The sequence below is a fragment of the Stenotrophomonas sp. Steno-Z10-BAI genome, from assembly GCF_056393115.1.
In genome coordinates this window covers 332,409-357,365 of sequence record NZ_JBWJOZ010000004.1, presented here as the reverse complement: position 1 = coordinate 357,365, position 24,957 = coordinate 332,409, and the positions used below count along the sequence as shown (strand labels likewise).

Here is a 24,957-nt window from a genome sequence, read left to right as displayed (position 1 = left end):
CTCCATGCACCCTCAAACCGATTCTGCGCCCGGTTCTACCACCGGAGCATCCACGCCGCGGCCACGCGCGCGCAGGATGATCCGCGACACCGCGGTGCTCATGTCATCAAGCATCGCGTAGATGGTCGGCAGGAACAGCAGGCTCACCACCGTGGAGAACGCCAGGCCGCCGGCGATGGCGCGGGCCATCGGGTAGTACGGCGGGCCATTGCCGAGCAGCTGGGTGTCGGTCATGGAGATCGGGATCATCGCCAGGATCGCGGTGCCCATCGTCATCATGATAGGGCGCAGGCGCTCGCGCGAGCCTTCCACCAGCGCCTGGGTCCGGCCCATGCCACGGCGGCGCAGGTTGTTGATGTGCTCGATCATCACGATGCCGTTATTCACCACCACGCCCATCAACACCAGGATGCCGATGAAGGACATGATCCCGAACGAGGTGCCGGTGATCCAGAACAGCCAGAACACGCCGAAGATCGAGAACAGCACGCCGCTCATGATCGCGGCCGGGAACAGCAGCGACTCGAACACGGCGGCCATCACCACGTAGATCATCACCAGCGCGATCACCAGATTGAACATCATCTGCGACATCGCCTGGTCGTCGTCGCCGTAATCCCCGCCGTCGAAGCTGAAGGTGTAGCCGGCCGGGAAACTCATCGGCTTGAGCGTTTCTTCCATCGCCTTGCGGCCGTCCGGCACCGTCACCTTCTCGGCCAGGTTGGCCTTGATGGTCAGCGTGGTCTGACGGTTGGTGCGGCCGATCTGGGTGGCCGACGGCTTGATTGCCACATCGACCAGGCTCAGCAAGGGCACCGAGCGGCCGTCGCCAGTGCGTACCGTGTAGCTGGCCAGGTCCTCCGGGCTGCTCTGCTCGGCACCGGCGAAGCGCACCCATACCGGCACTTCGCTGTCACCGCGGCGGAACTCGCGCAGCGGCGCGCCACGCAGGGCCAGGCCGACGAAACTGGCGACCTGCTCGGCGTTGAAGCCGAAGGCTGCCGCGCGCTCCCGGTCCACATGGATGGACAACTCGGTGCCCTTTTCGCCGTTGTCGATGCGAACGTCGCGCAGCTCCTTGCGCTGGGCCAGCAGCGGCACCACTTCCTCGCCGATCTCCTGCAGCATCTTGGTCGAGTCGCCGACCAGTTGCACGTGCACCTGGTTGTTGCCGCTTCCGCCATTGCCCTCGCCCGAATTACCGACCACGTAATCGGCACGCGCCGAGCGAGGCAGCCCCTTTCGCAGTGCTTCCTGCACGGCCGGCATGTTCTTGGCGTGCGCGGTGTCGAACGTCACGATCGTGCTGCTGCCTTCCTGCTCGCTGTACCAGGAATACACCTGGGTGATGTGCAGCGCCTGCCGGTTGTCGTCCAGGTAGCGTTCGACGCGCGCCACTTCCTCGGACATCTGCCCGAAGGTATAGGCGCCCTTCCAGTTGTACCCGATGAACACCTCATGGCCCCCCTCGCCACCGAACATGTCGATCTTGGTCAGCTTCATCGGCACCAGACTGATCAGGATCACCATCGCGATGCCGAACACGCTCCAACCGCGGTGCTCCAGGGTCCACTGCAGCAGTGTGGCGTAGCGGCGCTGCAGGCGTGCGATCACGCCGCTGTCCGAATGCACCAGTTTGGGCGTCTGCATGCGCGCGGACAGCATCGGGATCAGACTCACCGCGACCAGCCAGGAGGCCAGCAGCGAGACCGAGATCGTGATGGCGATCTGCGACATGAAGATGCTGATGTTGTTGGTCTCGCCGAACAGGTTCGGCACGAATACGATGCAGTGGCACAGGGTGCCGGCGCTCAGCGCGATGGCCACGTTGCGGGTGCCGATGATCGAGGCCAGCCGCGGCTGGTCGGGCATGCGCTCGCGTTCCTGGTAGATGCTTTCCACCACCACCACGGCATTGTCCACCAGCATGCCGACCGCCAGCAGCAGGCCCATCATGGTCAGGATGTTGAGGGTGACGCCGGCGAAATACATGAAGCCCAGCGTGATCACGAAACAGATCGGGATCGCCAGGGTCACCATCAGCGTGGACGGCCAATGGCGCAGGAAGAAGAACAGCACAGTGATCGACAGCAGCAGGCCGACCGCACCCGCCTCGGCCAGTTCCAGCAGCGAAGACGTCACCATCTTGCCCTGGTTGTCGATCACCTTGATCTGCACATCGCGCATCGAGGGCTGCGTGCGGATCGCCTCCACTTCGGCCAGCGCGGCACGCGACACCTCCACCAGGTTGGCGCTGCGCTCCTTGTAGATATCCAGGCCGACGGCCGGGTTGCCATCCAGGCGCCGCCCGTAGTTCATGCGGGTGGGCTTGAGCCGGATCTCGGCGATGTCGCCCAGGCGCAGGCCCTTGTTGTCGATCACCAGATCGCGCAGTTCCTGCAGGTCGGTGATCTCGCCTACTGGCTGGATGCGTACGCGCTGGCCGTTGTCGTCGATCTGCCCGGCCGAGATCGAGAAGTTCAGCGTGCGCAGGCGATCGCTGAGCTCGTTGATGCTCAGGTTGTGCGCGGTCAACCGGTCCGGGCTGATCGCGATCTCGACCTCGTTCGGCGGGGCACCGGAGATGTTGACCCGCGCCACGCCCGGGATGCGCTCGATCCGCCGCTTGAACTCGCGGTCGAGCATGTCGTAGGCGCCGGTCAGGTCGGTGGCACTGGCCAGGCGCACCTTCAGCACCGGGTCGTCGCTGCTGGACCACTTGAACACGTTGTAGCGCTGCAGGTCGTCGGGCAGATCGCTGCGGATCGCATCGATGCGCTCGCGGGCGTCCGAAGCCGCGATGGCGATGTCGCGGTCCCAGTCGGTGAACTCGATGAAGATGCTGGCGCCTTCGGAGGTGGCCGAGGAGCGCATGCGCTTGATCCCGGTCATCGTTGCCAGCGCTTCTTCGGTCGGCCGGATGATGTTGCGCTCGACCTCCTCCGGGGTGGACCCGGTATACGGCACCTGCACGAACAGGAACGGCGCGGAGATGTCCGGCAGCGCTTCCAGCGGCAGCCGGAACGAGGCGATCAGGCCCACCACCGCCAACGACACAAAACACATGATCGTGGTGATGGGCCGGCGGATGGAGAACTCGGCAATGCTCATGCCGGCTCCCGTGCGGTGTCATGGCCGGCATCGGCCAGCGGCGTCTTGAGGTGGCGGCCACGCTCGCGGTAGTAGGCGTCGCCACGACGATCCAGCAGGTCGTACACCACCGGGATCACCACCAGGGTCAGCAGGGTGGAGACCAGCAGGCCACCGATCACGGTGATCGCCATCGGCGCACGCACTTCCGCGCCCTCGCCCATCGCCACCGCCAGCGGCAGGAAGCCGAACAGCGTGCACAACGTGGTCATGATGATCGGCCGCAGGCGGGAACGCGCGCCCTCCACCAGTGCCTCGCGCTTGGGCACACCGGCCTCGCGCAGCTGGTTGACCTTGTCGATCAGGATGATCGCGTTCTTGGTTACCAGGCCCACCAGCAGGATCAAGCCGATGAACACCACCACCGAGATCGGCTTGCCGGTCAGCATCAGCGCCAGGATCGCGCCGACCAGCGCCAGCGGGATGGTGAACAGGATGACGAACGGGTGCAGCAGCGACTCGAACTGCGAGGCCATCACCAGATACACCAGGAAGATCGCCAGGCCGAAGGCGAAGATCAACGAGCGTGCCGAGTCGGCCAGCTCCTCACCCTGGCCGCCGATGTGCATGCCCACACCCGCACCCAGCGGCTGCTTGGCGACCATGTCCTGCACTTCGCGCACGGCGCCGCCCAGGTCGATGTCGCGCAGGTTGGCAGAGACCACCGCCACGCGGGTCTGGTCGGCGCGATGGATCTCGCTGGGGCCGTTGGTGGCGACCACCTCGGCCACCGAATCCAGCGTCACCGGCCGGTTGCTGCCCGGATTGACGATCAGCCGGCGGATGCTGTCCACGCTGGCCCGGTCACCTTCCTGGGCACGCACCAGCACGTCGATCTTGCGGTCGCGGAAGCTGTAGCGCGTGGCCACGTCACCGCGCACCTTCTTGACCACCACATCGGCAATCTGCCGCGTGGTCAGGCCCAAGGCACCGGCGCGCTCCTGGTCGAAGCGGATCTGGATCTCCGGGAAGCCCTCTTCCACCGTGGATTTGACGTCAGCATAGTGCGGGTTGTTGCGCAGCATCGCGGCCAGCGCCTTGCCGGCCGTCTCCAGCGTGGCCATGTCCTGGCCACGCAGTTCCACTTCCAGCGGGGTGGAGAAGCTGAAGAGCGCCGGGCGGGCGAAATCGACCTGCACGCCAGGGTGCTGCTGCATCGATTCACGCAGACGCTCGGTGATCGCCGCTTCGGTGCGCGCGTTGCCGCCGCCGGCCATGACCACCGTCAACTTGCCGATGTTCTCGCCACTCTCGGTCGGGCTGGCATCCAGGCGGGTGCCGCTCCCACTGACCCCATACAGCGAGGCGATGCTGTCATCCTTGGCATGGGCCAGCTGCATCTCGCGGACCAGCGCATCGGTCTGCTTCAGCGGTGTACCGGCCGGCAGCTTGGCGGTCATTTCGAAGCGGTCCTGGGCCAGCTGCGGGATCAGATCCGCACCCAGCATCGGCACCAGCGCCATCGTGCCGACGAAGGCCAGCGCGGCCAGACCGAGCACCTTGCCCGGGTGATGCAGCGCGCCCGGCAGCAGCTTCAAGTAACCGCGCTCGGCACCGGCGTACGGCTTCATCGCCACATCGCTGGCCTTGCGCATCACCGGGCCGACCACGGCCACCAGGCCGCGCCAGACGCGGATCACCGACCAGGCCATCCCGAAGCAGATCCAGCGCACCAGCGTGCCCACGCCACGACGGCTGCCGGCGACCGGCTTCAGCCAGCGGCTGTCCGGCTGCCACGGTTGATGCGTGGGTTCTTCCGGGAAGGCCAGCGGTGGGCGGCCCTTGAGCGAGCTCAGCATCGGGATCAGGGTCATCGAGACCAGCAGCGAGATCGCGATCGCGATCGCCACGGTCAGCGCCTGGTCGCGGAACAGCTGGCCGGCGATACCGTCCACGAACACCAGCGGCAGGAACACCGCAATGGTCGTCAGGGTCGAGGCGACCACGGCCATGCTCACTTCGCGGGTGCCGACGATGGCGGCCTGCAGGATGCTCAGGCCACGCTCGCGCGCCTTGGCGATGCTCTCCAGCACCACGATCGAGTCATCCACCACCAGGCCGGTGGCCAGCGCCAGACCGCCCAGCGACATCACGTTCAAGCTCAGGCCGAGCTGGCCCATGAAGAAGAACGTGGTGATGATCGAGACCGGCAGGGACAGGCTGATCACGAACGTGCTCCAGCCATCGCGCAGGAACAGGAAGATGATCAGGATGGCGAGGATGCCGCCGATCACGGCGTCTTTCTTGACGTCGCTGATGGCGTGTTCGATGAAGCGCGACTGGTCTTCGATCGTGGTCAGCTCGGCATCGCCGGGTACCTGGCCCTTGATCTGCTCCAGACGCGCACGCAGCGCCTCGGCGGTCGAGACCGTGTTGGCATCGCCCTCCTTGTAGATCGCCAGCTCGACCGCTTCCTTGCCGCCCAGGCGGATGATCGCTTCGCGTTCCTTGTAACCCTGGCGCACGGTGGCGACATCCTTGAGCCGCACCGGCACGCCGTTGGCGATGTTGGTGGAACTGCTGCTGGACGCGCTCTGCGCGGCCGAGGCGGCGGCCACGGCGGCATCCGAGCCGGTCGAGGCGGCGATGGCGAACATCTGCTGCATCGCTGCATCGGCCGCGCTGCCGTTGCTGCTCTGGGTGGTCACCAGCAGGTTGCGGATATCCTCCAGATCGGCGAACTGGTTGACGGTACGCACCAGGTAACGCTGCGAGCCTTCCTCCAGGCGACCGCCGGAGATGTTGATGTTCTCTTCCTTGAGCCGCTTGATGACGGTGTCGATCGGCAGGTTGAGCTGGGCCAGCTTCTGCTGGTCGATGTCGACCTGGATCTCATCCTCCAGACCGCCGCCGACCTTCACCGCCGCCACGCCGGTAACCGGCTCCAGCTTCTTCTTGAGGTCTTCATCGGCGTAGCGGCGCAGCTCGGTGAGCTGGCGCACGGCCTCGGCATCGCTGGATGGATCGGTCTTCGCCGAGATCACCAGACGCATGATCGGCTCGGTGGACGGATTGAAGCGCAGCAGCACCGGGGACTTCGCCTCCAGCGGCAGGTTCAGCGCTTCCATCTTGTCGCGCACCTCCAGGCTGGCCTGGTCCATGTTGGTGCCCCAGGCGAACTCGAGCACCACATCGCTCTGCCCGGTGCGCGAGATCGATTTGAGCTTGCGCAGGTTCTTGACCACGCCGACGGCTTCTTCGACCGGCTCGGTGATCAGCGTTTCGATTTCCGCCGGCGCTGCACCGGTGTATTCCGTGCGCACAGTCAGGGTCGGGTAGCTCAGGTCGGGCAGCAGGTTGACCTTGAGATTGCCCAGCGCGATGAAGCCGAACAGCATCAGCGTGACGGTGAACATCGCGATGGTGACGCGGCGGCGGGTGGCAAACTCCACCAGGCCGCCGCCGTGGGCACCGGGGCGATCGCCCTGGTGCGGATCGTTGCCGTGGTCGTTGCCGGCCGCTGTCATTGACGGCTCTCCGCCTTGGTCGGTGCCGGCTTGGCAGCGGCGGTGGCGGCCGGCTTGGCGCCGATCACCTGCACCGCGGTGCCGTCACGCAGCGCCACCTTGCCGGCGGTGACCACCTGATCACCGGCGGCCAGGCCTTCGCGGATTTCCACCCACGGGCCTTCGGCGTAGCCGAGCTTGACCGGCACACGCGCCGCCTTGCCCTCGCGCACGCGGAATACCGCCGGTTCACCGTCGTCCAGCAGCGCCAGGCGCGGCACCACCAACGCATCGGCGCGCTGATCGTAGTCGATGCGGATGCGGCCGAACATGCCCGGCTGCAGGCCTTCAGCATCTTCGCCGAAGCCGCTGACCACGCGGAAGGTGCCGCTGCCGGCATCGACCACCGGCGAGATGCGATCCACCGTGCCCGGGAAGGTCTTGCCCGGCAGCGCATCGGCAATCAGCGTGACCGGCTGGCCCGGGCGCAGCGTGGCCAGCTCGCGCTCGGGCACGTTGAGCGTGGCTTCCAGGCGCGAGGTGTCGACGATGCGGAAGATTGGCGTGTTGATCTGCACGAAATTGCCGGTCTTGATGGAGCGCGAGGCGATCACGCCCGAGATCGGCGCGATCACCGTGGTGTAGGAAAGCTCCAGCGTGGCCAGCCGGTACTGCGCGCGGGCGTTCTCCAGGTCGTACTTGATCTGGTCGACGTCCGAGGCACTGACCATCTGCTGGCCAATCAGCTTCTGGGCGCGCTGGTAATTGTTCTCCAGCTTGCGCATCTGCGCTTCGCTCTGGGCAACGGCCAGGCGCGCACGGTCCGGATCCAGCCGCACCAGCGGCTGCCCCGCACGCACCTGCTGGCCCTCTTCGACCAGCACCGCCAGCGCGACGCCGGAGGTCTTGGCGACCACCTGCGACTCCCCCCGCGGCTCCAGTGCGGCCGTGCCGGTGTAGCTGGCGGCGACGGCGCGATGGCTGGCGGCAACGGCTTCGACCGGTACCGCATCGACCTTCTTTTCGGCCTTGCCGTCCTTTTCAGCGGCATTGGCTTCGGCGGGACCGGCGCCACCGCAGCCGCTCAGCAGCAGGGTGGAAGTGATCAGCAACGCGGCGGCACAGCGTCCGGTGTGGCCGAGCAGGAAAGAATGTCGCGACATCGTCGTGTCCCTAAGGATGCGTGGGCAGGTGTGGTAGCAAAGTAATGCACCACGTCACGACCACACCATATCCCAAAGGTCATGGTGACCTGCGGCGATGGCTTCCCCGGCCCGGTTTCAGCTAGATGAAATGGCAGGCTATACTCGGCCCAGTTCCGTACCCCACGCCGGAACGACCAGACCCGTTTATCGGAAAAGGACATCATGCGCCCGCAGCCGCTCGCCGCTTGTCTCGTTCTGGCCGTCCTCCTGCCCCTCGGGGCCGCCGCACAGGCCGCAACACCCGCTCCTGCTGTACCTTCCACCCCCGCTCCGGCCGCCACCGCGCCGGCGCCTGCCGCCGTCACCGGCCGGTTCGACAATGGCCGGGTCCTGGCCTATACGTGCCAGGGGTGCCACGGCATCACCGGGTACAAGAACGCCTACCCCAGCTACAAAGTGCCCAAGATCGGCGGGCAGACCCGTGAGTACCTCAGCCAAGCGCTGACCGAGTACCGCCACGGCAAGCGCAAGCATCCCACGATGCAGGCGCAGTCGATGAGTTTCAGCGAACAGGAGATCGCCGATCTCGCTGTTTACCTGTCCACCGTCAAATAAGCGCGCTCATGTCGAAAGCCACGCCACTCCAGCGTTATGCCATCGCCCTGTCCGTTGCCCTGCTGATGACTGCGTGTTCGCAGTCACAGGTGGAGAACAGCGCAGATTCCGCCGCCGATCCGGGCCACGCCAGTGGTGAACACGGGTCCGGCTCCTCCGCCGGCCTGCCGGCCGGCCGCATCGCCGCCGGTGAGGCGCGTGCCCAGGTCAAGGGCAAAGCCACCGGCCAGAGCTGCATCGACTGCCACGGGGCGGACGGCAACAAGCCGATCGACCCGACCTACCCGAAACTGGGTGGGCAGTACGGGGATTACCTGGCGCACAGCCTGCAGGCCTACCGCGCGGGGGATCGCCAGCACGCGCTGATGACCCCGCAGGCGACCGACCTGAGCGATCAGGACATCGCCGATCTGGCTGCATATTTCGGCTCACGACCGACCCAGCTGCGGGATCTGCACGGCTTGAAGTGACGCCGGTGGAGCCGACCAACGGTCGGCTCTACATCGATCGCTGGATCAGGCGTCCAGTTCTTCCCAGCGCGCGTACGCGGCATCCAGCTCGGCCTGCACCTTGGCGAGCTTCGCATTGTGCGCGGCCATGTCGGGCGCGCTGCGCTGATAGAACGCCGGGTCGTTCATCGCGGCGGTGAGGCCTTCGACGTCCTTCTCCAGCGTTTCGATCTTCAGCGGCAGCTGTTCCAGTTCGCGCGCGTCCTTGTAGCTCAGCTTGCGCTTGGGCTCGGCCGGCGCGGCAGCGGCAGCAGCCGCAGCAACCGGCTTGGCCGCTACCACGGGTGCGGACGCAGCCGCGGCGGCCACGCGTGCGGCGTGGCGCTGCCAATCGGTATAGCCGCCAACGTACTCGCCGACCACGCCGTCGCCCTCCATCACCATCGTGGAGGTCACCACGTTGTCCAGGAAGTCACGGTCATGGCTGACCAGCAGCAACGTGCCGGTGTAGTCGCTCAGCAGCTCTTCGAGCAGCTCGAGGGTTTCCACGTCCAGATCGTTGGTCGGTTCATCCATCACCAGCAGGTTGGACGGCTGCGCGAACAGCTTGGCCAGCAGCAGGCGGTTGCGCTCACCACCGGACAACCGGGTGATCGGCGCGCGGGCGCGCTCGGGCGAGAACAGGAAGTCCTGCAGGTAGGCATGAACGTGCTTGCGCTTGCCGTTGAACTCGATGAAATCGCGGCCCTCGGCCACGTTCTCGATCGCGGTCCAGTCTTCGCGCAGGACCGCACGGTACTGGTCGAAATACGCGATCTGCAGGTTGGTACCGGCGCGCACTTCGCCGCTCTGCGGCTGCAGGTCGCCCAGCAGCAGCTTGAGCAGCGTGGTCTTGCCGCTGCCGTTCGGCCCGATCAGGCCGATGCGGTCGCCGCGAAGGATGACGGTACTGAAATCCTTGACCATCACGCGCTCGCCGAAGGCGAACGAGATGTCCTTGACGTCGATGACCTTCTTGCCGGAGTTCTCCGCCTGCGCCGCTTCCATGCGCACGTTGCCGCCGAGTTCGCGGCGCTGCGAGCGATCGTTGCGCATCGCCTTGAGGCGGCGCACACGGCCTTCGTCGCGGGTGCGGCGGGCCTTGATGCCCTGGCGGATCCAGATTTCTTCCTGCGCGAGCAGTTTGTCGAAGCGCGCGTTTTCCTGCGCCTGCGCGTTCATGCGCTCTTCGCGGCGACGTTCGTAGTTGGCCCAGTCGCCCGGCCAGCTGGTGACCTGGCCGCGGTCGATCTCGACGATGCGGGTGGCCAGTGCACGCAGGAAGCGACGGTCATGGGTGACGAACACCACGCTGCCGTTCCAGTTCTTGAGGAACATTTCGAGCCAGTCGATGGCTTCGATGTCCAGGTGGTTGGTCGGTTCGTCGAGCAGCAGCAGATCCGGCGAGGACACCAGCGCGCGGCCGAGCAGCACACGGCGCTTCATGCCGCCGGACAGGCGCGCGAATTCGGCATCGCCGTCCAGGTCGAGCTTGGTCAGGGTCTCGCTGACGCGCTGATCCAGGCCCCAGCCGTTGGCGGCATCGATCTTGGCCTGCACGGCCGAGAGCGCATCGCCGTCGAAATCGTCGGCCATGCTCAGGTGGTGGAACTCGGCCAGCCACTGGCCCAGTTCGCCCAGACCATCGGCGACCACGTCGAACACGCTGCCGGCGGCACCGTGCGGAACCTCCTGTTCCAGGCGGGTGATGCGCACCCCCTGCTGCACGCGGACTTCGCCGTCATCAGGCTTGTGATCGCCGGACAGCAGTTTGAGCAGGGTCGATTTGCCGGCGCCGTTGCGCCCGATCAGGGCGATACGCTCGCCCGGCTCGATCGACAATTCGGCTTTTTCCAGCAACAGGGGGCCGCCGACGCTGAAGTCGACGTTTTGCAGAGTAATCAGAGGCATCCGACCATTGTACGGTCTGGCGGCAACCGCGTCGCTTACTGCTGACCGAACGCCTCCGCGGGCAGCCCCAGCAGCGCCCGCAGCGCCGCGGGCACCCGCTTGCCCGGATGGCGTACCACCCACAGCTGGCGCGACATCGGCGGCACCGGCGTTTCCACGACGCTCAAGCTGCCCAGCGCGAGCAGATCGGCCACCGCATGCCGCGACAGGCACGCCAGGCCAAGCCCGGCCGCAGCGGCCTGCTTGATCGCCTCGGTGCTGCCCAGCTGCATGGCGCGGGCAAAGTGGTGCAGGTGCGGCAGCAGCGCCTGCTCGACCGCCTCGCGGGTGCCCGAACCCGGCTCGCGCAGCAGCCAGCGGGCCTGCGCCAGCGCCGCGACATCCATGCAGGTGGGCGTCGTGCCCGGCGCGGCCACGATGACCAGATCATCGCGCTGCCACGGCAGCACCTGCAGGCCGCTTTCATGGCACGGGCCTTCAATCAGGCCCAGATCGACCTCAAGGCGCTGTACGGCCGCGACCACATCTGCGCTGTTGCCGATCCGCAGGTCCACCTGCGCCTGCGGGTTATCGGCCAGCAGCGCGGCGACGCGGGGTGGCAGCAGGTAGTTGCCGATCGTGGTGCTGGCCCCGAGCCGCAGCAGCAGAGGCAAGACGCCGGCATTGGACTGCCCTGCGCCGGCCAGCCGCTCCAGATCGGCGGCGGCGACCAGCAGCGCGCGGGCCGGATCCAGCAGCGCCCGTCCCTGCGGGTTGAGCACCAGCCGGCGCCCGATCCGGTCGAACAGTGGGCTGGCCAGCTGGCTCTCCAGTTCATTGAGCGCGGCGCTGGTGGCCGACTGCGATAACGCCAGCTGCGCGCCCGCCGCAGCCGTGGTGCCGGCGTCGGCAATGGAGACGAAAACCTGCCATTGACGGAGGGTGAGGTGCATGACGCCAATTAACGCACTAAACAGGTCGAAATTACAGGAACAATGCGTTTTACAGGTTCATCAGCAACGCGCAGGCTATGCCGGTGCTTTGACTGGAGACCCTTGTGAACACCTCTGCCGCCGCCCTGCCTTCACCCACCACCGCGCAACGCTGGCGCAGCCGCCTGCCCGGGCTGCTGCTGACCGGCGCCGTTGCGGCTGCGGCCATGGGCCTGGCGCCGCTGCCGTGGCTGCAGGCGCACGGCATCAGCGCGCTGACCCTGGCCATCGTGCTCGGCATCGCCGTGGGCAACACTGCCTACCCGCGGCTGGCGGCCCATGCCGGCGCCGGGGTCGGCTTTTCCAAGCATTGGCTGCTGCGGGCAGGCATCGTGCTGTACGGCCTGCGCCTGACCTTCCAGGATATCGGCCAGGTCGGTATCAGCGGGGTGCTGATCGATGCGCTGGTGCTGACCAGCACGTTCGCGCTGGCCTGGTGGGCCGGCACGCGCTGGTTCGGGCTCGAGAAGGAAAGTGCCCTGCTGATCGGCGCCGGCAGCTCGATCTGCGGGGCGGCGGCGGTGATGGCGGCCGAGCCGGTGGTGCGCGGGCGCGCCGAACAGGTGACCGTGGCCGTGTCCACCGTGGTGGTGTTCGGCACGCTCGCGATGTTCCTGTACCCGCTGCTGTACCAGCTCAACCTCGCGCACGGGTGGATCCCGATGACCGCGCAGGCCTACGGCGTGTTCACCGGCTCGACCGTGCACGAAGTTGCGCAGGTGGTCGCCGCCGGCCGCGCCGTGAGCACAGCTGCGGCCGACACCGCCGTGATCGCCAAGATGGTGCGGGTGATGATGCTGGCACCGTTCCTGATCGGGCTGTCGATGCTGTTGGCACGCGGTGGTGCGCCGGGGGCGCCGGGCCAGCGCGCCAGCATCGTGGTGCCCTGGTTCGCGTTCGGCTTCGTCGCGGTGGCCGGGTTCAATTCGCTGCAGGTGCTGCCGGCGGCCATCGTCAGCGCGGCGATCGAACTGGACACCGTGTTGCTGGCGATGGCGATGGCCGCGCTCGGTCTGACCACGCATGCCTCGGCGCTGCGCAATGCCGGGATGAAGCCGCTGCTGCTGGCGCTGCTGCTGTTCGGTTGGCTGCTGGCGGGCGGACTGGGGATCAACCTGGGCGTCCACGCGCTGCTGGGCTGAGGCACGCCGGGCGGACTTCTGCGACACTACCGCATGTCTGAATTCTCCTCCCTGCCGCTGAAACCAGCGCTGCTGCCCGGCATCGATGCCATGGGCTATACCTCGCTCACCCCCGTGCAGGCCCAGAGCCTGCCGGCCATCCTTGAGCGCCGCGATGTCATCGCACAGGCCCCGACCGGCAGCGGCAAGACCGCCGCCTTCGGCCTGGGCCTGCTGCAGGCGCTGGACCCATCGGTGACCCGCGCCCAGGCGCTGGTGCTGTGCCCGACCCGTGAGCTGGCCGACCAGGTCGGCAAGCAGATCCGCAAGCTGGCCACCGGCATTCCCAATCTGAAGCTGCTGGTGCTGACCGGCGGCATGCCGCTGGGCCCGCAGCTGGCCTCGCTGGAAGCACACGACCCGCAGGTCGTGGTCGGCACTCCCGGGCGCATCCAGGAACTGGGCCGCAAGCGCGTGCTGCATCTGGGCGGCGTGACCACGCTGGTGCTGGATGAAGCCGACCGCATGCTCGACATGGGCTTTGAAGAGCCGATCCGCGAGATCGCCGGGCGCACCAGCAAGGACCGCCAGACGCTGCTGTTCTCGGCGACCTTCCCGGATGAGATCCGCGAGATCGCCCGCGTGCTGCTGCGCGACCCGGTGGAAGTGACCGTGGAAGGCGCCGATCACGCGCCGGCGATCCGCCACCTGTTCTGCGAGACCGAGCTGGCACTGAAGCAGAAGGCGCTGGCCGGCCTGCTGCTCAAGTACACGCCGGAATCGGCCGTGGTGTTCTGCAACACCCGCCGCGATGTCGACGATGTCGCCATTTCGCTGCAGCAGTTCGGGTTCTCTGCGCTGCCGCTGCACGGCGAGATGGAACAGCGCGACCGCGACGAAGTGCTGGTGCGCTTCGCCAACCGCAGCTGCAACGTGCTGGTTGCCAGCGACGTCGCCGCGCGTGGCCTGGATGTGCAGGATCTGGCCGCGGTGATCAATTACGAGCTGCCGACCGATATCGAAACCTATGAGCATCGCGTTGGCCGCACCGGCCGCGCCGGTGCAACGGGCCTGGCGATCAGCCTGGTGACGCACCGCGAACGCAACCGCGCCGATGCGCTGGAAATGGCACAGGGCAAGCCGCTGGACTGGCAGAAGACGCCGCTGGCCACCGCACGCCCGCCAGTGCTGCCGCAGGCCGCGATGACCACGCTGCGCATCGATGGCGGCAAGACCGACAAGCTGCGCCCGGGCGACATCCTCGGCGCACTGACCGGCGATGCCGGGCTCGCGGCCAAGTACATCGGCAAGATCGACATCTACGCCACGCGCTCGTACGTGGCCATTGCGCGCGAACATGCCGGCCGGGCGATCGCCCAGCTGGAGGCCGGCAAGATCAAGGGCCGCCGGTTCCGCGTCCGCAAGATGGATGTCTGAGCGGTAGAGCCGACCGTTGGTCGGCTGCACGTTCCTCGAGGCGTTCGAGGTGCCGGCCAGCGGCCGGCACTACCGGTGCCGTCACGCCCGCGCGGCTTCCCGGATCAATAGACCAGGTTGGCCAGCAGCGGGACGTCACTCGTCCAGCGGTCGCGGCCACCGAGGCCGGCCAGTTCCACCAGCACGGCCGCACCGACCACCTCGACCTGCAGCTGGCGGGCCAGCGACAACGCCGCCAGCAGGGTACCGCCCGTGGCGAGCACATCATCGATCACCAGCACGCGTGCGCCGGCCGGCAAGGCATCGGCGTGCACTTCGATGCTGTCGGTGCGGTATTCCAGGGTGTAATCCTGGCGCAGCACCTTGCCCGGCAGCTTGCCCGGCTTGCGCACCGGCACGAAGCCCACGCCCAGCACCCGCGCCATGGCCGCGCCGAGGATGAAGCCGCGCGACTCGATCCCCATCACTGCCTGCAGGTTGGCATCGCGCCAGGGCGCAACCATCGCATCGATGGCGGCCGCGAAATCCGGGCCGTCGGCGAGCAGCGGCATGATGTCCTTGAACAGGATGCCCGGCTTGGGGAAATCGGCGATGTCGCGCAGGCGGCCGGCCCAGGCGGGCGTGGCGGAAGACTCGGTCATGGGTCTGGGAACGAACGGGGTGGCATAGGGTAACCGAGGCGCTTACGAGCTGCAGGACAGCATCGAGCAGCCGGCCTTCACGCGCGCCCACTCGGGCCGCTTGGCCGCGAAGTGTTCGCGCCCCGGCTGCGTTTCATACGGCCGCCGCAGCACCTCCAGCAGCGTATGCACGCCGCTGAGGTCGCCCTGCTCCGCCTGCTCGATCGCCTCCTGGGCCAGCCAGTTGCGCAGCACGTAGCGCGGGTTGGCGCGGCCCATCTGCTGCTGACGCGCCTGTGCACTCAGGCCATCGCCGCGCAGGCGCGCCGCGTACTGCTGCAGCCATGCCTGCAGCGACGGCAGCACCGCGTCGCGACGGGCCGGGCTGTAGAACGCCTCCTCCAGCACCACCACGGAAGGCGATGCAGGATCGAGCGCCATCAGCCCACGGAAGGCCAGGGTCATGTCCATCTCGCCCTCGTGCAGGATCTCCAGCCAGGCGGCCATCAACGCCACATCCTCATCGCGGCAGCTATCCAGGCCCAGCTTCGCGGCGATGTCGGCGCGCTCGCAGTCCGCATGCACCTGCTGGAAACGCGCCAGCCCGTCATGCAGCGGGGTGACATCCTCGAACAGCGGTGCCAACGCCTGCGCCAGCCGGGTGAGATTCCAGTACGCCACCTGCGGCTGCGTGCCGAAACGATAGCGTCGGCCCTGCGCGTCGGTGGTGTTGGGGGTCCACTCGGGATCGTAATCCTCGACCCAGCCATACGGGCCGTAATCGATGGTGAGCCCGAGGATGGAGAGGTTGTCGGTGTTCATCACGCCGTGCACGAAACCCACGCGCATCCAATGCGCGACAAGCACCGCGGTGCGCTCGCAGATGTCGGCAAACCAGCGCGCATGGCGCGCCTCGCCCGCCTCTGCCAGCGCAGGAAAATCGCGCGCAATGCAGACATCGGCCAACTGCCGCAGCAACGTCGTGTCGCCGCGCGAGGCCGGCAGTTCGAAGCTGCCGAAGCGGATGAACGACGGCGCGACGCGACACACGATCGCGCCGGGTTCGGCTTCAGGGTGACCGTCGTAGAACATGTCGCGCACGACGGCATCGCCGGTGCCGACCAGACTCAGCGCGCGCGTGGTCGGCACGCCGAGGTGATGCATCGCTTCACTGCACAGGAACTCGCGGATGGACGAGCGCAGCACCGCACGCCCGTCGGCGCCCCGCGAGTACGGTGTGCGCCCGGCGCCCTTCAACTGCAGCTCCCAGTGCGCACCGTCCGGGGTGAGCAGCTCGCCCAGCGAGATCGCACGGCCATCGCCGAGCTGCCCCGCCCAATGGCCGAACTGATGGCCACCATAGTTGGCCGCCCACGGTGCCATCCCGGCATACAGCGCATTGCCGCCGAACACCCGTGCGAAATCCTCGCTCTCGATCAGTTCCTCGCCCATGCCCAGCAGCGTGGCCACCTCCGGCGAGTACGCCAGCAGCTGTGGCGCGGCGACCGGCGTCGGCATGACCGACGACCACACAGCCTCGCGCACCTCGCGCACGCGCGGGCCGGTTTCCGGGTCGCCGGGCAGGTCACGGATGAAACGGTTGTCGAAACGCAGGGGCTGGGTGCTCATCGGTATGAAATGGGGGCAGACCGGCTGCCCCGCAAGTTCAGCGCGAACCGCCGCCGAGGTTCAACGGACCGCCGCGCTCCACCGCACGTTGGTAGGCCGGGCGCTGCTCGATCCGGGCCAGGTATGCCTGCAGCCGTGGGTAGGCGGCCATGTCGCCACCGCGCGCGGCGGCGGCCTGGATCGGGAAGCTCATCTGGATATCGGCGGCGGTGAAGCGCTCACCGGCGAACCACGGCGACTGGCCGAGCTCGCGTTCCATCCAGTCCATGTGCAGCTTCACCTGCGGACGCACGAAGCCGTTGAGCGCCTTGTCGGCGATGGAGCGCGCGATCGGCTTGGCGAAGAACGGCATCGGCGCATTGCGCAGCCGCGAAAACACCAGCGTCATCACCAGCGGCGGCATCGCCGAGCCTTCGGCGTAGTGCATCCAGTAGCGGTAACGCACGCGTTCGGGGGCCTGGGCCGGCATCGGCTCGGGGGAGAGCTGGCGGCCGCTGTCGTAGCGGTCGGCGAGGTATTCCAGGATCGCGCCGGATTCGGCCAGCACCAGCGCGTCGTCCTGCAGCACCGGCGACTTCCCCAGCGGGTGCACGTCGCGCAGCGCCTGCGGCGCGAGCCAGGTCTTGGGATCGCGCTGGTAGTTGACGACCTGGTACGGCAGGCCCAGCTCTTCGAGCATCCACAGCACGCGCAGCGAGCGCGAATGGTCCAGATGGTGCACCTTGATCATCGAGGGTTCCGCAGGGTCAAAGCGGCATCGTAACCGGGCGACGGGAACGATGACGTCTTCAACGGGATCTGCGTCGACGATGGCCGAATGCCGCCCAATAAAAAACGCCGGAAGCTTTCGCTTCCGGCGTTTTAGGCGACCTTACGGTTGCGGGGGGTCGATTAGACCGCCTGCACCTGGTCAGCCTGCATACCCTTCTGGCCCTGCACGGCGACGAAAGTCACCTTCTGGCCTTCCTGCAGCGACTTGAAGCCGGTGCCCTGGATCGCGCGGAAATGCACGAAGAGGTCCGGGCCGCTTTCCGGGGTGATGAAGCCGAAGCCCTTGGCGTCGTTGAACCACTTCACGGTGCCCTGCTGACGATCAGACATGTACTAACTCCTGAAACAATAGTTGAAATAATCGCGGCCGCCGCGTATCGGAGCCGAGACTGAGTTGCAGGCGTTGGTAAAGCGGATCGATGAGCAGATCGTGAGATCAACTGCACCAGGCCACGATTCACGGTGACCCTAGCAAACACAGTGTGGGTGACGATACTCGTGTTTTACCGAAAAAGCGATAGCTGGTTGATTCAGCCATCCTCCCCCTCCCGCCTGACAGGACAAGGGGTCGGGCGATCCTACACGAAATCGCACCCCCTATTCAGATTTTTCCTACCTTAAGATCAGCCAAATGACTGATGCCCCGACCCCTAAAGTTCACATCTGGGTGGACGCCGACGCTTGTCCGGCCGTCATCAAGGAGATCCTGTTCCGGGCCGCAGAGCGTGCCGGGATCGAGATGACCCTGGTCGCCAACCACTGGCTGCGGACCCCTCCGTCCCGTTTCATCCGCTCCATCCAGGTTCCGCCGGGCCTGGATGTGGCCGACAGCGTGATCGTGGAACGGGTCCAGCCGGGCGATCTGGTCGTCACGCAGGACATCCCGCTGGCGGCCCTGGTGTTGGACAAAAAGGCCGTCGCATTGAACCCGCGCGGCGACCTGTACACCCCCAACAACATGGCCGAGCGGCTCTCGATGCGCAATTTCATGGAGGAACTGCGCGGCTCGGGCGTTCAGACAGGGGGCCCTCCGCCGCTGCATGCGCGCGACAAGCAGGCCTTTGCCGCGCAACTGGACCGTTGGCTGGCCAAACGTTAAGGCTGATGAACCGTCAGCACCCTGATGAACCGCTGGCCAGCTGAGGGTTCGGTGTGGAAAGGGTCCGGCATGGCTGAGGGGCCGGTGTTGGTAGAGCCGGCCGCTGGCCGGCTCCTCCGTCGCATCTGGTGACCACCACAGATCCCGGCAGCCGGCCAGCGGCCGGCCCTACAGGTGAAGCGACAACCCGCTGGCGAACGTGCGCCGCTCCCCGGTCAACGGGTCATCGAACGCCAATTCCTTGGCCAGCAGCTGCAGCGGCGCGTCCGCCGGCGCATCCGCGTGCAGCTCCGGGTACAGGTCGTCCCCCAAGATCGGGGCGCCCAGCGCGGCCATGTGCACGCGCAGCTGGTGCTTGCGGCCGGTCACCGGGTGCAGTCGGTAGCGCCAGACCGGTCCGGTGCCGTCGATCACCTCGATGCGGGTCCGCGCATTGGGCTCGCCGGGCTCCTCGGCCATGCGGAAGAACGGCTCTCCCGGGACCAAGCGGGTCTGCCGCTCCAATGGGAACGGCAGTTCGGGCAGTCCCGGCGCCAGCGCTTCGTACACCTTCTCGATGCGCCGCTCGCGGAACAGGCGCTGGTAGGCATCGCGGCTGTCTGGCCGGGTGGAGAACAGCACCAGCCCGGCGGTCAGGCGGTCCAGGCGGTGCAGCGGCACCAGATCCCGGTTGCCGGTGCGCGCCACCAGCCGGGCCAGCAGCGTCTCGCGCACGTAGCCGCCGGCAGGGGTGACCGGAAGGAAGTGCGGCTTGTCGGCCACCAGCAGGTGCGCGTCCTGGTGGACGACGGCCTCGGCGAAAGGAATCGCCGGCTCATCAGCCACCTCGCGGAAATACACGATCTCCAGCCCCACCTGCCAGGCCTGATCCGGCGCGAGCGCCCTGCCCTGCGCGTCCTGCACCCGCCCCCGGGCGAAGCGGTCTGCCCACTGCGCGCGGTCGATGCGCGGAAAGCGCGCGCACAGCCCGTCCAGCAGGCTCGGCCAGTCGCCGGGGGGCAACTGCAGGCGGCTGGGTGCGGGGGCAACGAGGATCGGATCGGACGGGCTCATGGCGAACCATTATCATGGCGCTCTTTGTTTCAGGTATCCCCATGGCCCTCACCGCCACCATCCGCAAGGCCGAACTGCAGATCAGCGACATGGATCGCGGCTATTACGCCAGCCATACGCTGACGCTGGCCCAGCACCCGTCCGAGACCGATGACCGCCTGATGGTGCGCCTGCTCACCTTCGCGCTGAACGCCGATGACCGGCTGGAGTTCGGCCGCGGCCTGAGCGTGGACGACGAGCCGGACCTGTGGCGCCGCGATTACACCGGCGACATCGAGCTGTGGATCGAACTGGGCCAGCCCGACGATTCGCGCCTGCGCAAGGCCGCCGGCCGCGCGCGTGCGGTGCAGCTGGTCACTTACGGCGGCCGCGCCGCCGACATCTGGTGGGACCGCAACGCCTCCGCGCTGAAGAAGCTGTCCACGCTGGAGGTCATGGACCTGCCGGGCGAGTTCGTCACCGAATGGGGCGCGCAGATCGAACGCACGATGCAGTGGGACGTGCAGATCCAGGACGGCGAAGTGCAGTTGACGTCCGACAAGGCGCAGCTCAGCGTCATCCCCACCTGGCGCAAGCAGAAGCCGCAGGCGTGAGTGTGATCCGCTGTGATGTGCTGGTCATCGGGGCCGGCGCGGCCGGGCTGATGTGTGCGATGACCGCAGGCAAACGCGGGCGCCTGGTGCAGGTGATCGACCATGCCAACAAGGTTGGCAAGAAGATCCTGATGTCCGGCGGCGGGCGCTGCAACTTCACCAACACCGGCACCACGGCGGCCAATTTCCTGTCGGCCAATCCGCACTTCTGCAAATCCGCGCTGGCCCGCTACACGCCATACCATTTCATCGAGATGGTGGAGCGGCACGGCATCGCGTATCACGAAAAAGAGCTGGGCCAGCTGTTCTGCGATATCTCCTCCAAGCAGATCGTGAAGATGCTGGTGGACGAATGCCTGGCCGCCGGCGTGCAGATCCGCACCGACTGCGGCGTGCAGAAGGTGGAGCGCGGCGCGGACGGCTTCCATGTGCACACCACACAGGGTCACTTCCATGCCGCCTCGCTGGTGGTGGCCACCGGTGGCTTGTCGATCCCGAGCATGGGCGCGACCGGCGTCGGCTATGAGCTGGCCCGCCAGTTCGGCCACGAGGTGCTGCCGACCCGCGCCGGGCTGGTGCCGCTGACCCTGAGTGGCAAGCATCAGGAGCGTTTCAACGACCTCAGCGGCGTGGCCCTGCCGATCGAAGCGCGCTGCAACGGCACCGAGTTCCGCAACTCCATGCTGATCACCCACCGCGGCATCAGCGGCCCGGCGATCCTGCAGATCTCCTCGTACTGGCAGCCGGGCGACGAGCTGCGGCTGGACCTGCTGCCGGGCCAGGACGCGCTGGAGTGGCTGCGCCGGATGAAGGCCGAACGCGGTGCCGCCGAACTGCGCACGGTGCTCTCGGAGGTGTTGCCGCGCCGGCTGGCACTGCGCCTGTGCGAGCACTGGCTGCCGGACCGGCTGGTGCGCCAGATCGACGAGCCACAGCTGCGCGAGGCGGCCGAGCTGCTGCAGAATTTCCCGCTGGTGGCCAGTGGCACCGAGGGGTACCGTACCGCCGAAGTGACGCTGGGCGGGGTCGACACCCGCAAGGTGTCCTCCAGTACGTTTGAATCGCACGTGGTTCCCGGCCTGCACTTCATTGGGGAGGTGCTGGACGTGACCGGCTGGCTGGGGGGCTACAACTTCCAGTGGGCCTGGGCCTGTGGCCATGCCGCGGGCAGCGTGGCCTGAGCCGGAACCAGCGTGCCATGATCGGCTACCGTTTGCCGCATGGACGTAGTCACACGCATCGTGTATCAAGTTTGCAGTCCGGGGAGTAGTGAATGCAGAACGCGAATGACATGACGGTCCGCCTGCTGATCGTGGACGACAGCGGCGAGAACGCCGAGACCATCGTCAGCACGCTGCGCAACAGCGGCATCGCGGTGCGCCCGACGCGCCCGCAGCACAGTGAGGAACTGGCCCAGGCACTGGGTACCCAGCCGATCGACCTGGTGCTGGTCGCCGCAGCGCAGAGCATCCCGCTGCTGCAGGTGACCCAGCAGATCGCGGCCAGCGGCAAGGACATCCCGATGATCCTGCTGGCCGAATCGATCAACGAAACCGAGTGGGTCGAGGCCGGGGCCAATGGCATCCGCGCCATCGCCCTGCGCCACCGCCCCGAGCACCTGCTGGCGGTAGTGCGCAACGAATGGACCGATCTGCATGCGCGCCGCGGGCTGCGCCGGATCGAGGCGCAGATGCGCGAGACCGAGCGCCGCTGCGACGCGCTGATCTCGTCTTCGCGCGACCCGATCGCCTACATCCATGAAGGCATGCACATCCGGGCCAACGAGGCCTATCTGGAGATGTTCGGCTACGAAACCTTCGACGATGTGGAAGGCATCTCGCTGCTGGACATGGTCGCCCCGCAGCACGTGGACGGCTTCAAGCAGCTGCTCAAATCCATGAGCAAGGGCGATGCGCCACCGCCGCAGTACCAGGTGGATGCGCGCAACCAGGACGGCGCGGTGTTCCCGGCCACGATGGAGTTCACCCAGGCCAGTTATGAGGGCGAATCCTGCCTGCAGGTGGTGTTCCGCCGGCGCATGGAGTTCGATCCGGAGCTGGCGCGCGAGGTGGAGGACCTGCGCCAGCGCGACCAGGTTACCGGCCTGCTCAACCGCCCGACCTTCATGTTGCACGTCGAGCATGCGGTGGCCCAGGCCGGTCGCAGCGAGGGCCGGTTCGGCCTGCTGCTGATCGAACCGGACCATTACGCGCGCCTGCTGCCGGAGATCGGCCTGGACTCGGCCGACACGCTGATTGGCGCCCTCGCCCGTGTGCTGGCCCAATCGGTTGGCGACACCGCCCAGGTGGCCCGCTTCGGCGAGCACAGCTTTGCCGTGCTGACCGAAGCCCCCTACGCGCAGACCGTCGCCCTGGCCGACCAGATCCGCGAGGCCTTCGCCTCGCAGGTGTTCAGCATCGGCGAGCGCTCGGCCACGGTCACGGTCAGCGTAGGCGGTGTGCAGGTCGGCGAGAAGATCGCCAGCATTGGCCAGGTGCTTGCGCGCGCCACCGAGTGCACCCAGGCGGCACTGGAGCTGGGCAACACCACCCGCGTGTTCGATCCGGCCGCGGTGGATCGCGTGGAAGAAGAGCGCATCCAGCACTGGGTGGCACGCATCCGCCAGGCCTTGGCCGGCGATGGCTTCCAGCTGCATTACCAGCCGGTGCTCAGCCTGCAGGGCGAGGCACTGGAGTTGTACGAGGCCTACCTGCGCCTGGACCACAACGGCGAGCTGCTCAGCCCGAACGCGTTCCTGGGCATCGCCGAGGACCATGGCCTGCTGGCCGACATCAACCGCTGGGTGGTCACCCACGCGATCGGCATGCTCGCGGCGCGCAAGCGCGAGGGCCATGTGACCCACCTGATGGTGAAGATCACCCCGGAGTCGTTCAACGACCCGCAGATGATCGCCACGCTCCGGCGCGAACTGGAGGCGCAAGGCGTGCCGGGCGAACAACTGTGGCTGCACGCGCCAGAGGCCAAGGTGTTCACCCACCTGCGCAATGCCCAGCAGTTCCTGGCCGCGGTCGCCCCGTTGGGCTGCCGGATCGGCCTGGAGCAGTTCGGCTCAGGACTGGATTCGTTCCAGCTGCTGGCGCACTTCCAGCCGCAGTTCCTCAAGCTGGACCGCGACTTCACCTCCGACTTCGCCCGTACGCGCGAGCACAGCGAGAAGATCAGCGAGATCACCGCGCGTGCGCAGGCCGCCAACATCCGGACCATCGCCGAATTCGTCGCCGATGCAAACTCAATGAGCCTGCTCTTCAGTGCCGGGGTGGACTACGTGCAGGGTGAGTTCGTCGGCCCGGCCGGCCCGGTGATGAATTTCGATTTCAGTTGACGGGATGCGTCACGACCCACGGTCGTGACCTGCCGTCTCCCGCGCATCAGGGGGCGCACCGCCCGGGCATCAACGGACGCGCCGCGCGGCCATCCGGGCACGCACCGCACCGGTGGATGCCGACCGTTGGTCGGCATCCCTCCTTCCGATCAGGCCATCTCGACCAGGTTCGGAATCTTCACATCGGTGGCGACATCGGCGTCGTAATCCACGCCCTCCACGCCGAACCCGAACAGACGCAGGAAGTCGGCCTTGTAGCCGGCCAGATCGCTGATCTCGTACAGGTTCTCGTTGGTCACCTGCGGCCACAGCGCGACCACCTCGCCCTGCACCTCCGGTGCCATTTCCTTGTAATCCGCGCGCAGGCGGCCGGCGTCATCGATCAGCGCGACCTTGCGCCCGCCATCGGTGACCAGATCGTGGCGCAGGCGCTCGGATGCGGTGCCCGCGTCCTTGCCGCCGTAGAGGATGTCGTACAGGGTATCGAGCTGCTCGATGCAGCCTTCGTGCGTGCCCTTGGCCTTCATCACCTTGAACAGCAGCGACAGGTACAGCGGCATGGTCGGGATCGCCGAGCTGGCCTGGGTGACCACCGCCTTGAGCACCGACACGCGCGCATCGCCACCGATCGGGGCCAGCTTCTGGCGCAGGCCGACGACCTTCTCGTCCAGATCCTTCTTCGCCGCACCGATGGAGCCGTTCCAGTAGATCGCCTGGGTGATCTCCTCACCGACGTAGGTGAAGGCCGTGGTGGTCGCGCCCTCGGCCAGCACACCGGCCTCGAGCAGCGCATCAATCCACATCTGCCAGTCTTCGCCGCCCATGACGGCGACGGTGCCGGCGATCTCTTCCGGCGTGGCCGGCTCGATCGTGGTCTCGGTGATCACTTCCTTGTCCGTATCCAGGCCACGCAGCGTGATCGGCGCACCGATCGGCTTGAGCGTGGAGCTGATCACTTCACCGGTCTTGGGATGCTTGCGGCGCGGCGCGGCCAGGCTGTACACCACCTGGTCGACCTGGCCGAGGTCCTGCTTGATCAGCTCGATGACCTTGGCCTTGACCTCATCGGAGAACGCATCGCCATTGACGCTCTTGGCGTACAGACCGGCCTGATCGGCGTACTTATGGAACGCGGCGGTGTTGTACCAGCCAGCGGTGCCGGGCTTGGTCTCGGTACCCGGGCGCTCGAAGAACACACCCAGCGTGGCGGCATCGCTGCCGAAGGCAGCGGTGATGCGCGCAGCCAGCCCGTAGCCGGTGGAGGCGCCAAGCACCAGCACCTTCTTCGGGCCGTTGGTGATCTTCGGCTTGGACTGGATGTAATCGATCTGCTGCTTGACGGCCGCATCGCAGCCGACGGGATGGGTGGTGACGCAGATGAAGCCGCGCACACGCGGTTTGATGACCATGTAAACCTCGAGGGGGACTGGCGCAGGGCGGACCGGCGCGATGAAAAGGGAGGTCGCGCGCCACCGGAGCGGCTGCGCGGAACGCAAGGGATCGTAGTGCGCAGCGCTGCGGAGTACAACCGACGGGGGTGTATGTTCCTTGTGGCCTGGGACCGG

General features: G+C 67.1%; 19 protein-coding genes. 8 read left to right on the top strand and 11 right to left on the bottom strand.

Going from position 1 to position 24,957, the window contains the following annotated elements:
* Nucleotides 1-12: 12 nt before the first annotated feature.
* The 3 genes from AC06E9_RS13020 to AC06E9_RS13010 are packed head-to-tail and all read right to left on the bottom strand — an operon-like array spanning nt 13 to nt 7,759.
* Nucleotides 13-3,111 carry an efflux RND transporter permease subunit gene (locus AC06E9_RS13020; RefSeq protein ID WP_478056189.1) on the bottom strand — a complete coding sequence of 1,033 codons (3,099 nt, stop codon included), beginning with the start codon at nt 3,109-3,111 and terminating at the stop codon, nt 13-15.
* Complete coding sequence (locus AC06E9_RS13015) at nt 3,108-6,617, bottom strand: efflux RND transporter permease subunit (RefSeq protein ID WP_478056188.1); 3,510 nt, start codon at nt 6,615-6,617, stop codon at nt 3,108-3,110. Before AC06E9_RS13015 ends, AC06E9_RS13020 begins: the two co-directional genes overlap by 4 nt.
* The gene (locus tag AC06E9_RS13010; RefSeq protein WP_478056187.1) at nt 6,614-7,759 is read right to left on the bottom strand and encodes an efflux RND transporter periplasmic adaptor subunit; all 1,146 of its coding nucleotides are present in this window, start codon (nt 7,757-7,759) and stop codon (nt 6,614-6,616) included. Before AC06E9_RS13010 ends, AC06E9_RS13015 begins: the two co-directional genes overlap by 4 nt.
* 204 nt (nt 7,760-7,963) lie before the next feature.
* Here AC06E9_RS13010 and AC06E9_RS13005 point away from each other — a divergent pair, with 204 nt between their 5' ends.
* The gene (locus AC06E9_RS13005) at nt 7,964-8,356 is read left to right on the top strand and encodes a c-type cytochrome (protein ID WP_152151641.1); all 393 of its coding nucleotides are present in this window, start codon (nt 7,964-7,966) and stop codon (nt 8,354-8,356) included.
* A gap of 8 nt (nt 8,357-8,364) precedes the next feature.
* Entirely contained in the window at nt 8,365-8,826 is a 462-nt protein-coding gene (locus AC06E9_RS13000) for a c-type cytochrome (RefSeq protein WP_019183110.1), read from the top strand.
* 45 nt (nt 8,827-8,871) lie between these two features.
* Here AC06E9_RS13000 and AC06E9_RS12995 read toward each other — a convergent pair whose 3' ends face one another.
* A complete protein-coding gene (locus AC06E9_RS12995) occupies nt 8,872-10,755 on the bottom strand; it encodes an ATP-binding cassette domain-containing protein (protein WP_282259283.1) in 1,884 nt (627 codons plus the stop codon).
* Between the two features lie 35 nt (nt 10,756-10,790).
* Entirely contained in the window at nt 10,791-11,687 is an 897-nt protein-coding gene (locus AC06E9_RS12990) for a LysR family transcriptional regulator (RefSeq protein ID WP_478056186.1), read from the bottom strand.
* 104 nt (nt 11,688-11,791) lie between these two features.
* On the opposite strand from AC06E9_RS12990, the gene AC06E9_RS12985 reads away from it, so the two are divergent.
* Both AC06E9_RS12985 and dbpA read left to right on the top strand, forming a co-directional pair.
* Nucleotides 11,792-12,868, top strand: a complete 1,077-nt coding sequence (locus tag AC06E9_RS12985) for a YeiH family protein (protein ID WP_478056185.1) — start codon at nt 11,792-11,794, stop codon at nt 12,866-12,868.
* A 33-nt stretch (nt 12,869-12,901) separates the two neighbouring features.
* A complete protein-coding gene (dbpA, locus tag AC06E9_RS12980; RefSeq protein WP_259260417.1) occupies nt 12,902-14,284 on the top strand; it encodes an ATP-dependent RNA helicase DbpA in 1,383 nt (460 codons plus the stop codon).
* Between the two features lie 104 nt (nt 14,285-14,388).
* Here dbpA and AC06E9_RS12975 read toward each other — a convergent pair whose 3' ends face one another.
* The 4 genes from AC06E9_RS12975 to AC06E9_RS12960 all read right to left on the bottom strand — a co-directional run bounded on the left by AC06E9_RS12975 (nt 14,389) and on the right by AC06E9_RS12960 (nt 17,634).
* A complete protein-coding gene (locus AC06E9_RS12975) occupies nt 14,389-14,925 on the bottom strand; it encodes an adenine phosphoribosyltransferase (RefSeq protein ID WP_121042110.1) in 537 nt (178 codons plus the stop codon).
* A 42-nt stretch (nt 14,926-14,967) separates the two neighbouring features.
* Nucleotides 14,968-16,533, bottom strand: a complete 1,566-nt coding sequence (locus tag AC06E9_RS12970) for a protein adenylyltransferase SelO (RefSeq protein ID WP_478056184.1) — start codon at nt 16,531-16,533, stop codon at nt 14,968-14,970.
* A gap of 37 nt (nt 16,534-16,570) precedes the next feature.
* Complete coding sequence (locus tag AC06E9_RS12965) at nt 16,571-17,263, bottom strand: glutathione S-transferase family protein (protein ID WP_121042106.1); 693 nt, start codon at nt 17,261-17,263, stop codon at nt 16,571-16,573.
* Nucleotides 17,264-17,424: 161 nt separating this feature from the next.
* Nucleotides 17,425-17,634: a cold-shock protein gene (locus AC06E9_RS12960; protein WP_017356920.1), complete on the bottom strand. Its 210-nt coding sequence runs from the start codon at nt 17,632-17,634 to the stop codon at nt 17,425-17,427.
* 301 nt (nt 17,635-17,935) lie between these two features.
* Between AC06E9_RS12960 and AC06E9_RS12955 the strand changes: the two genes are divergently transcribed.
* The gene (locus AC06E9_RS12955; RefSeq protein WP_282259301.1) at nt 17,936-18,403 is read left to right on the top strand and encodes a YaiI/YqxD family protein; all 468 of its coding nucleotides are present in this window, start codon (nt 17,936-17,938) and stop codon (nt 18,401-18,403) included.
* Nucleotides 18,404-18,571: 168 nt separating this feature from the next.
* Here the strand turns inward: AC06E9_RS12955 and AC06E9_RS12950 are convergent, their stop codons facing one another.
* Nucleotides 18,572-19,456, bottom strand: a complete 885-nt coding sequence (locus AC06E9_RS12950; protein ID WP_121042102.1) for a pseudouridine synthase — start codon at nt 19,454-19,456, stop codon at nt 18,572-18,574.
* A gap of 41 nt (nt 19,457-19,497) precedes the next feature.
* On the opposite strand from AC06E9_RS12950, the gene AC06E9_RS12945 reads away from it, so the two are divergent.
* From AC06E9_RS12945 to AC06E9_RS12935, 3 genes are all read left to right on the top strand, one after another.
* Nucleotides 19,498-20,049 carry a YaeQ family protein gene (locus tag AC06E9_RS12945; RefSeq protein ID WP_121042100.1) on the top strand — a complete coding sequence of 184 codons (552 nt, stop codon included), beginning with the start codon at nt 19,498-19,500 and terminating at the stop codon, nt 20,047-20,049.
* Nucleotides 20,046-21,230 (top strand): BaiN/RdsA family NAD(P)/FAD-dependent oxidoreductase, encoded by a 1,185-nt coding sequence (locus AC06E9_RS12940; protein WP_121042098.1) that lies wholly within the window; start codon nt 20,046-20,048, stop codon nt 21,228-21,230. Before AC06E9_RS12945 ends, AC06E9_RS12940 begins: the two co-directional genes overlap by 4 nt.
* 92 nt (nt 21,231-21,322) lie before the next feature.
* Nucleotides 21,323-23,392, top strand: a complete 2,070-nt coding sequence (locus AC06E9_RS12935; protein ID WP_152151631.1) for a GGDEF/EAL domain-containing response regulator — start codon at nt 21,323-21,325, stop codon at nt 23,390-23,392.
* A gap of 149 nt (nt 23,393-23,541) precedes the next feature.
* Here AC06E9_RS12935 and fabV read toward each other — a convergent pair whose 3' ends face one another.
* A complete protein-coding gene (gene fabV / locus AC06E9_RS12930; RefSeq protein ID WP_478056183.1) occupies nt 23,542-24,801 on the bottom strand; it encodes an enoyl-ACP reductase FabV in 1,260 nt (419 codons plus the stop codon).
* Between the last annotated feature and the right edge of the window lie 156 nt (nt 24,802-24,957).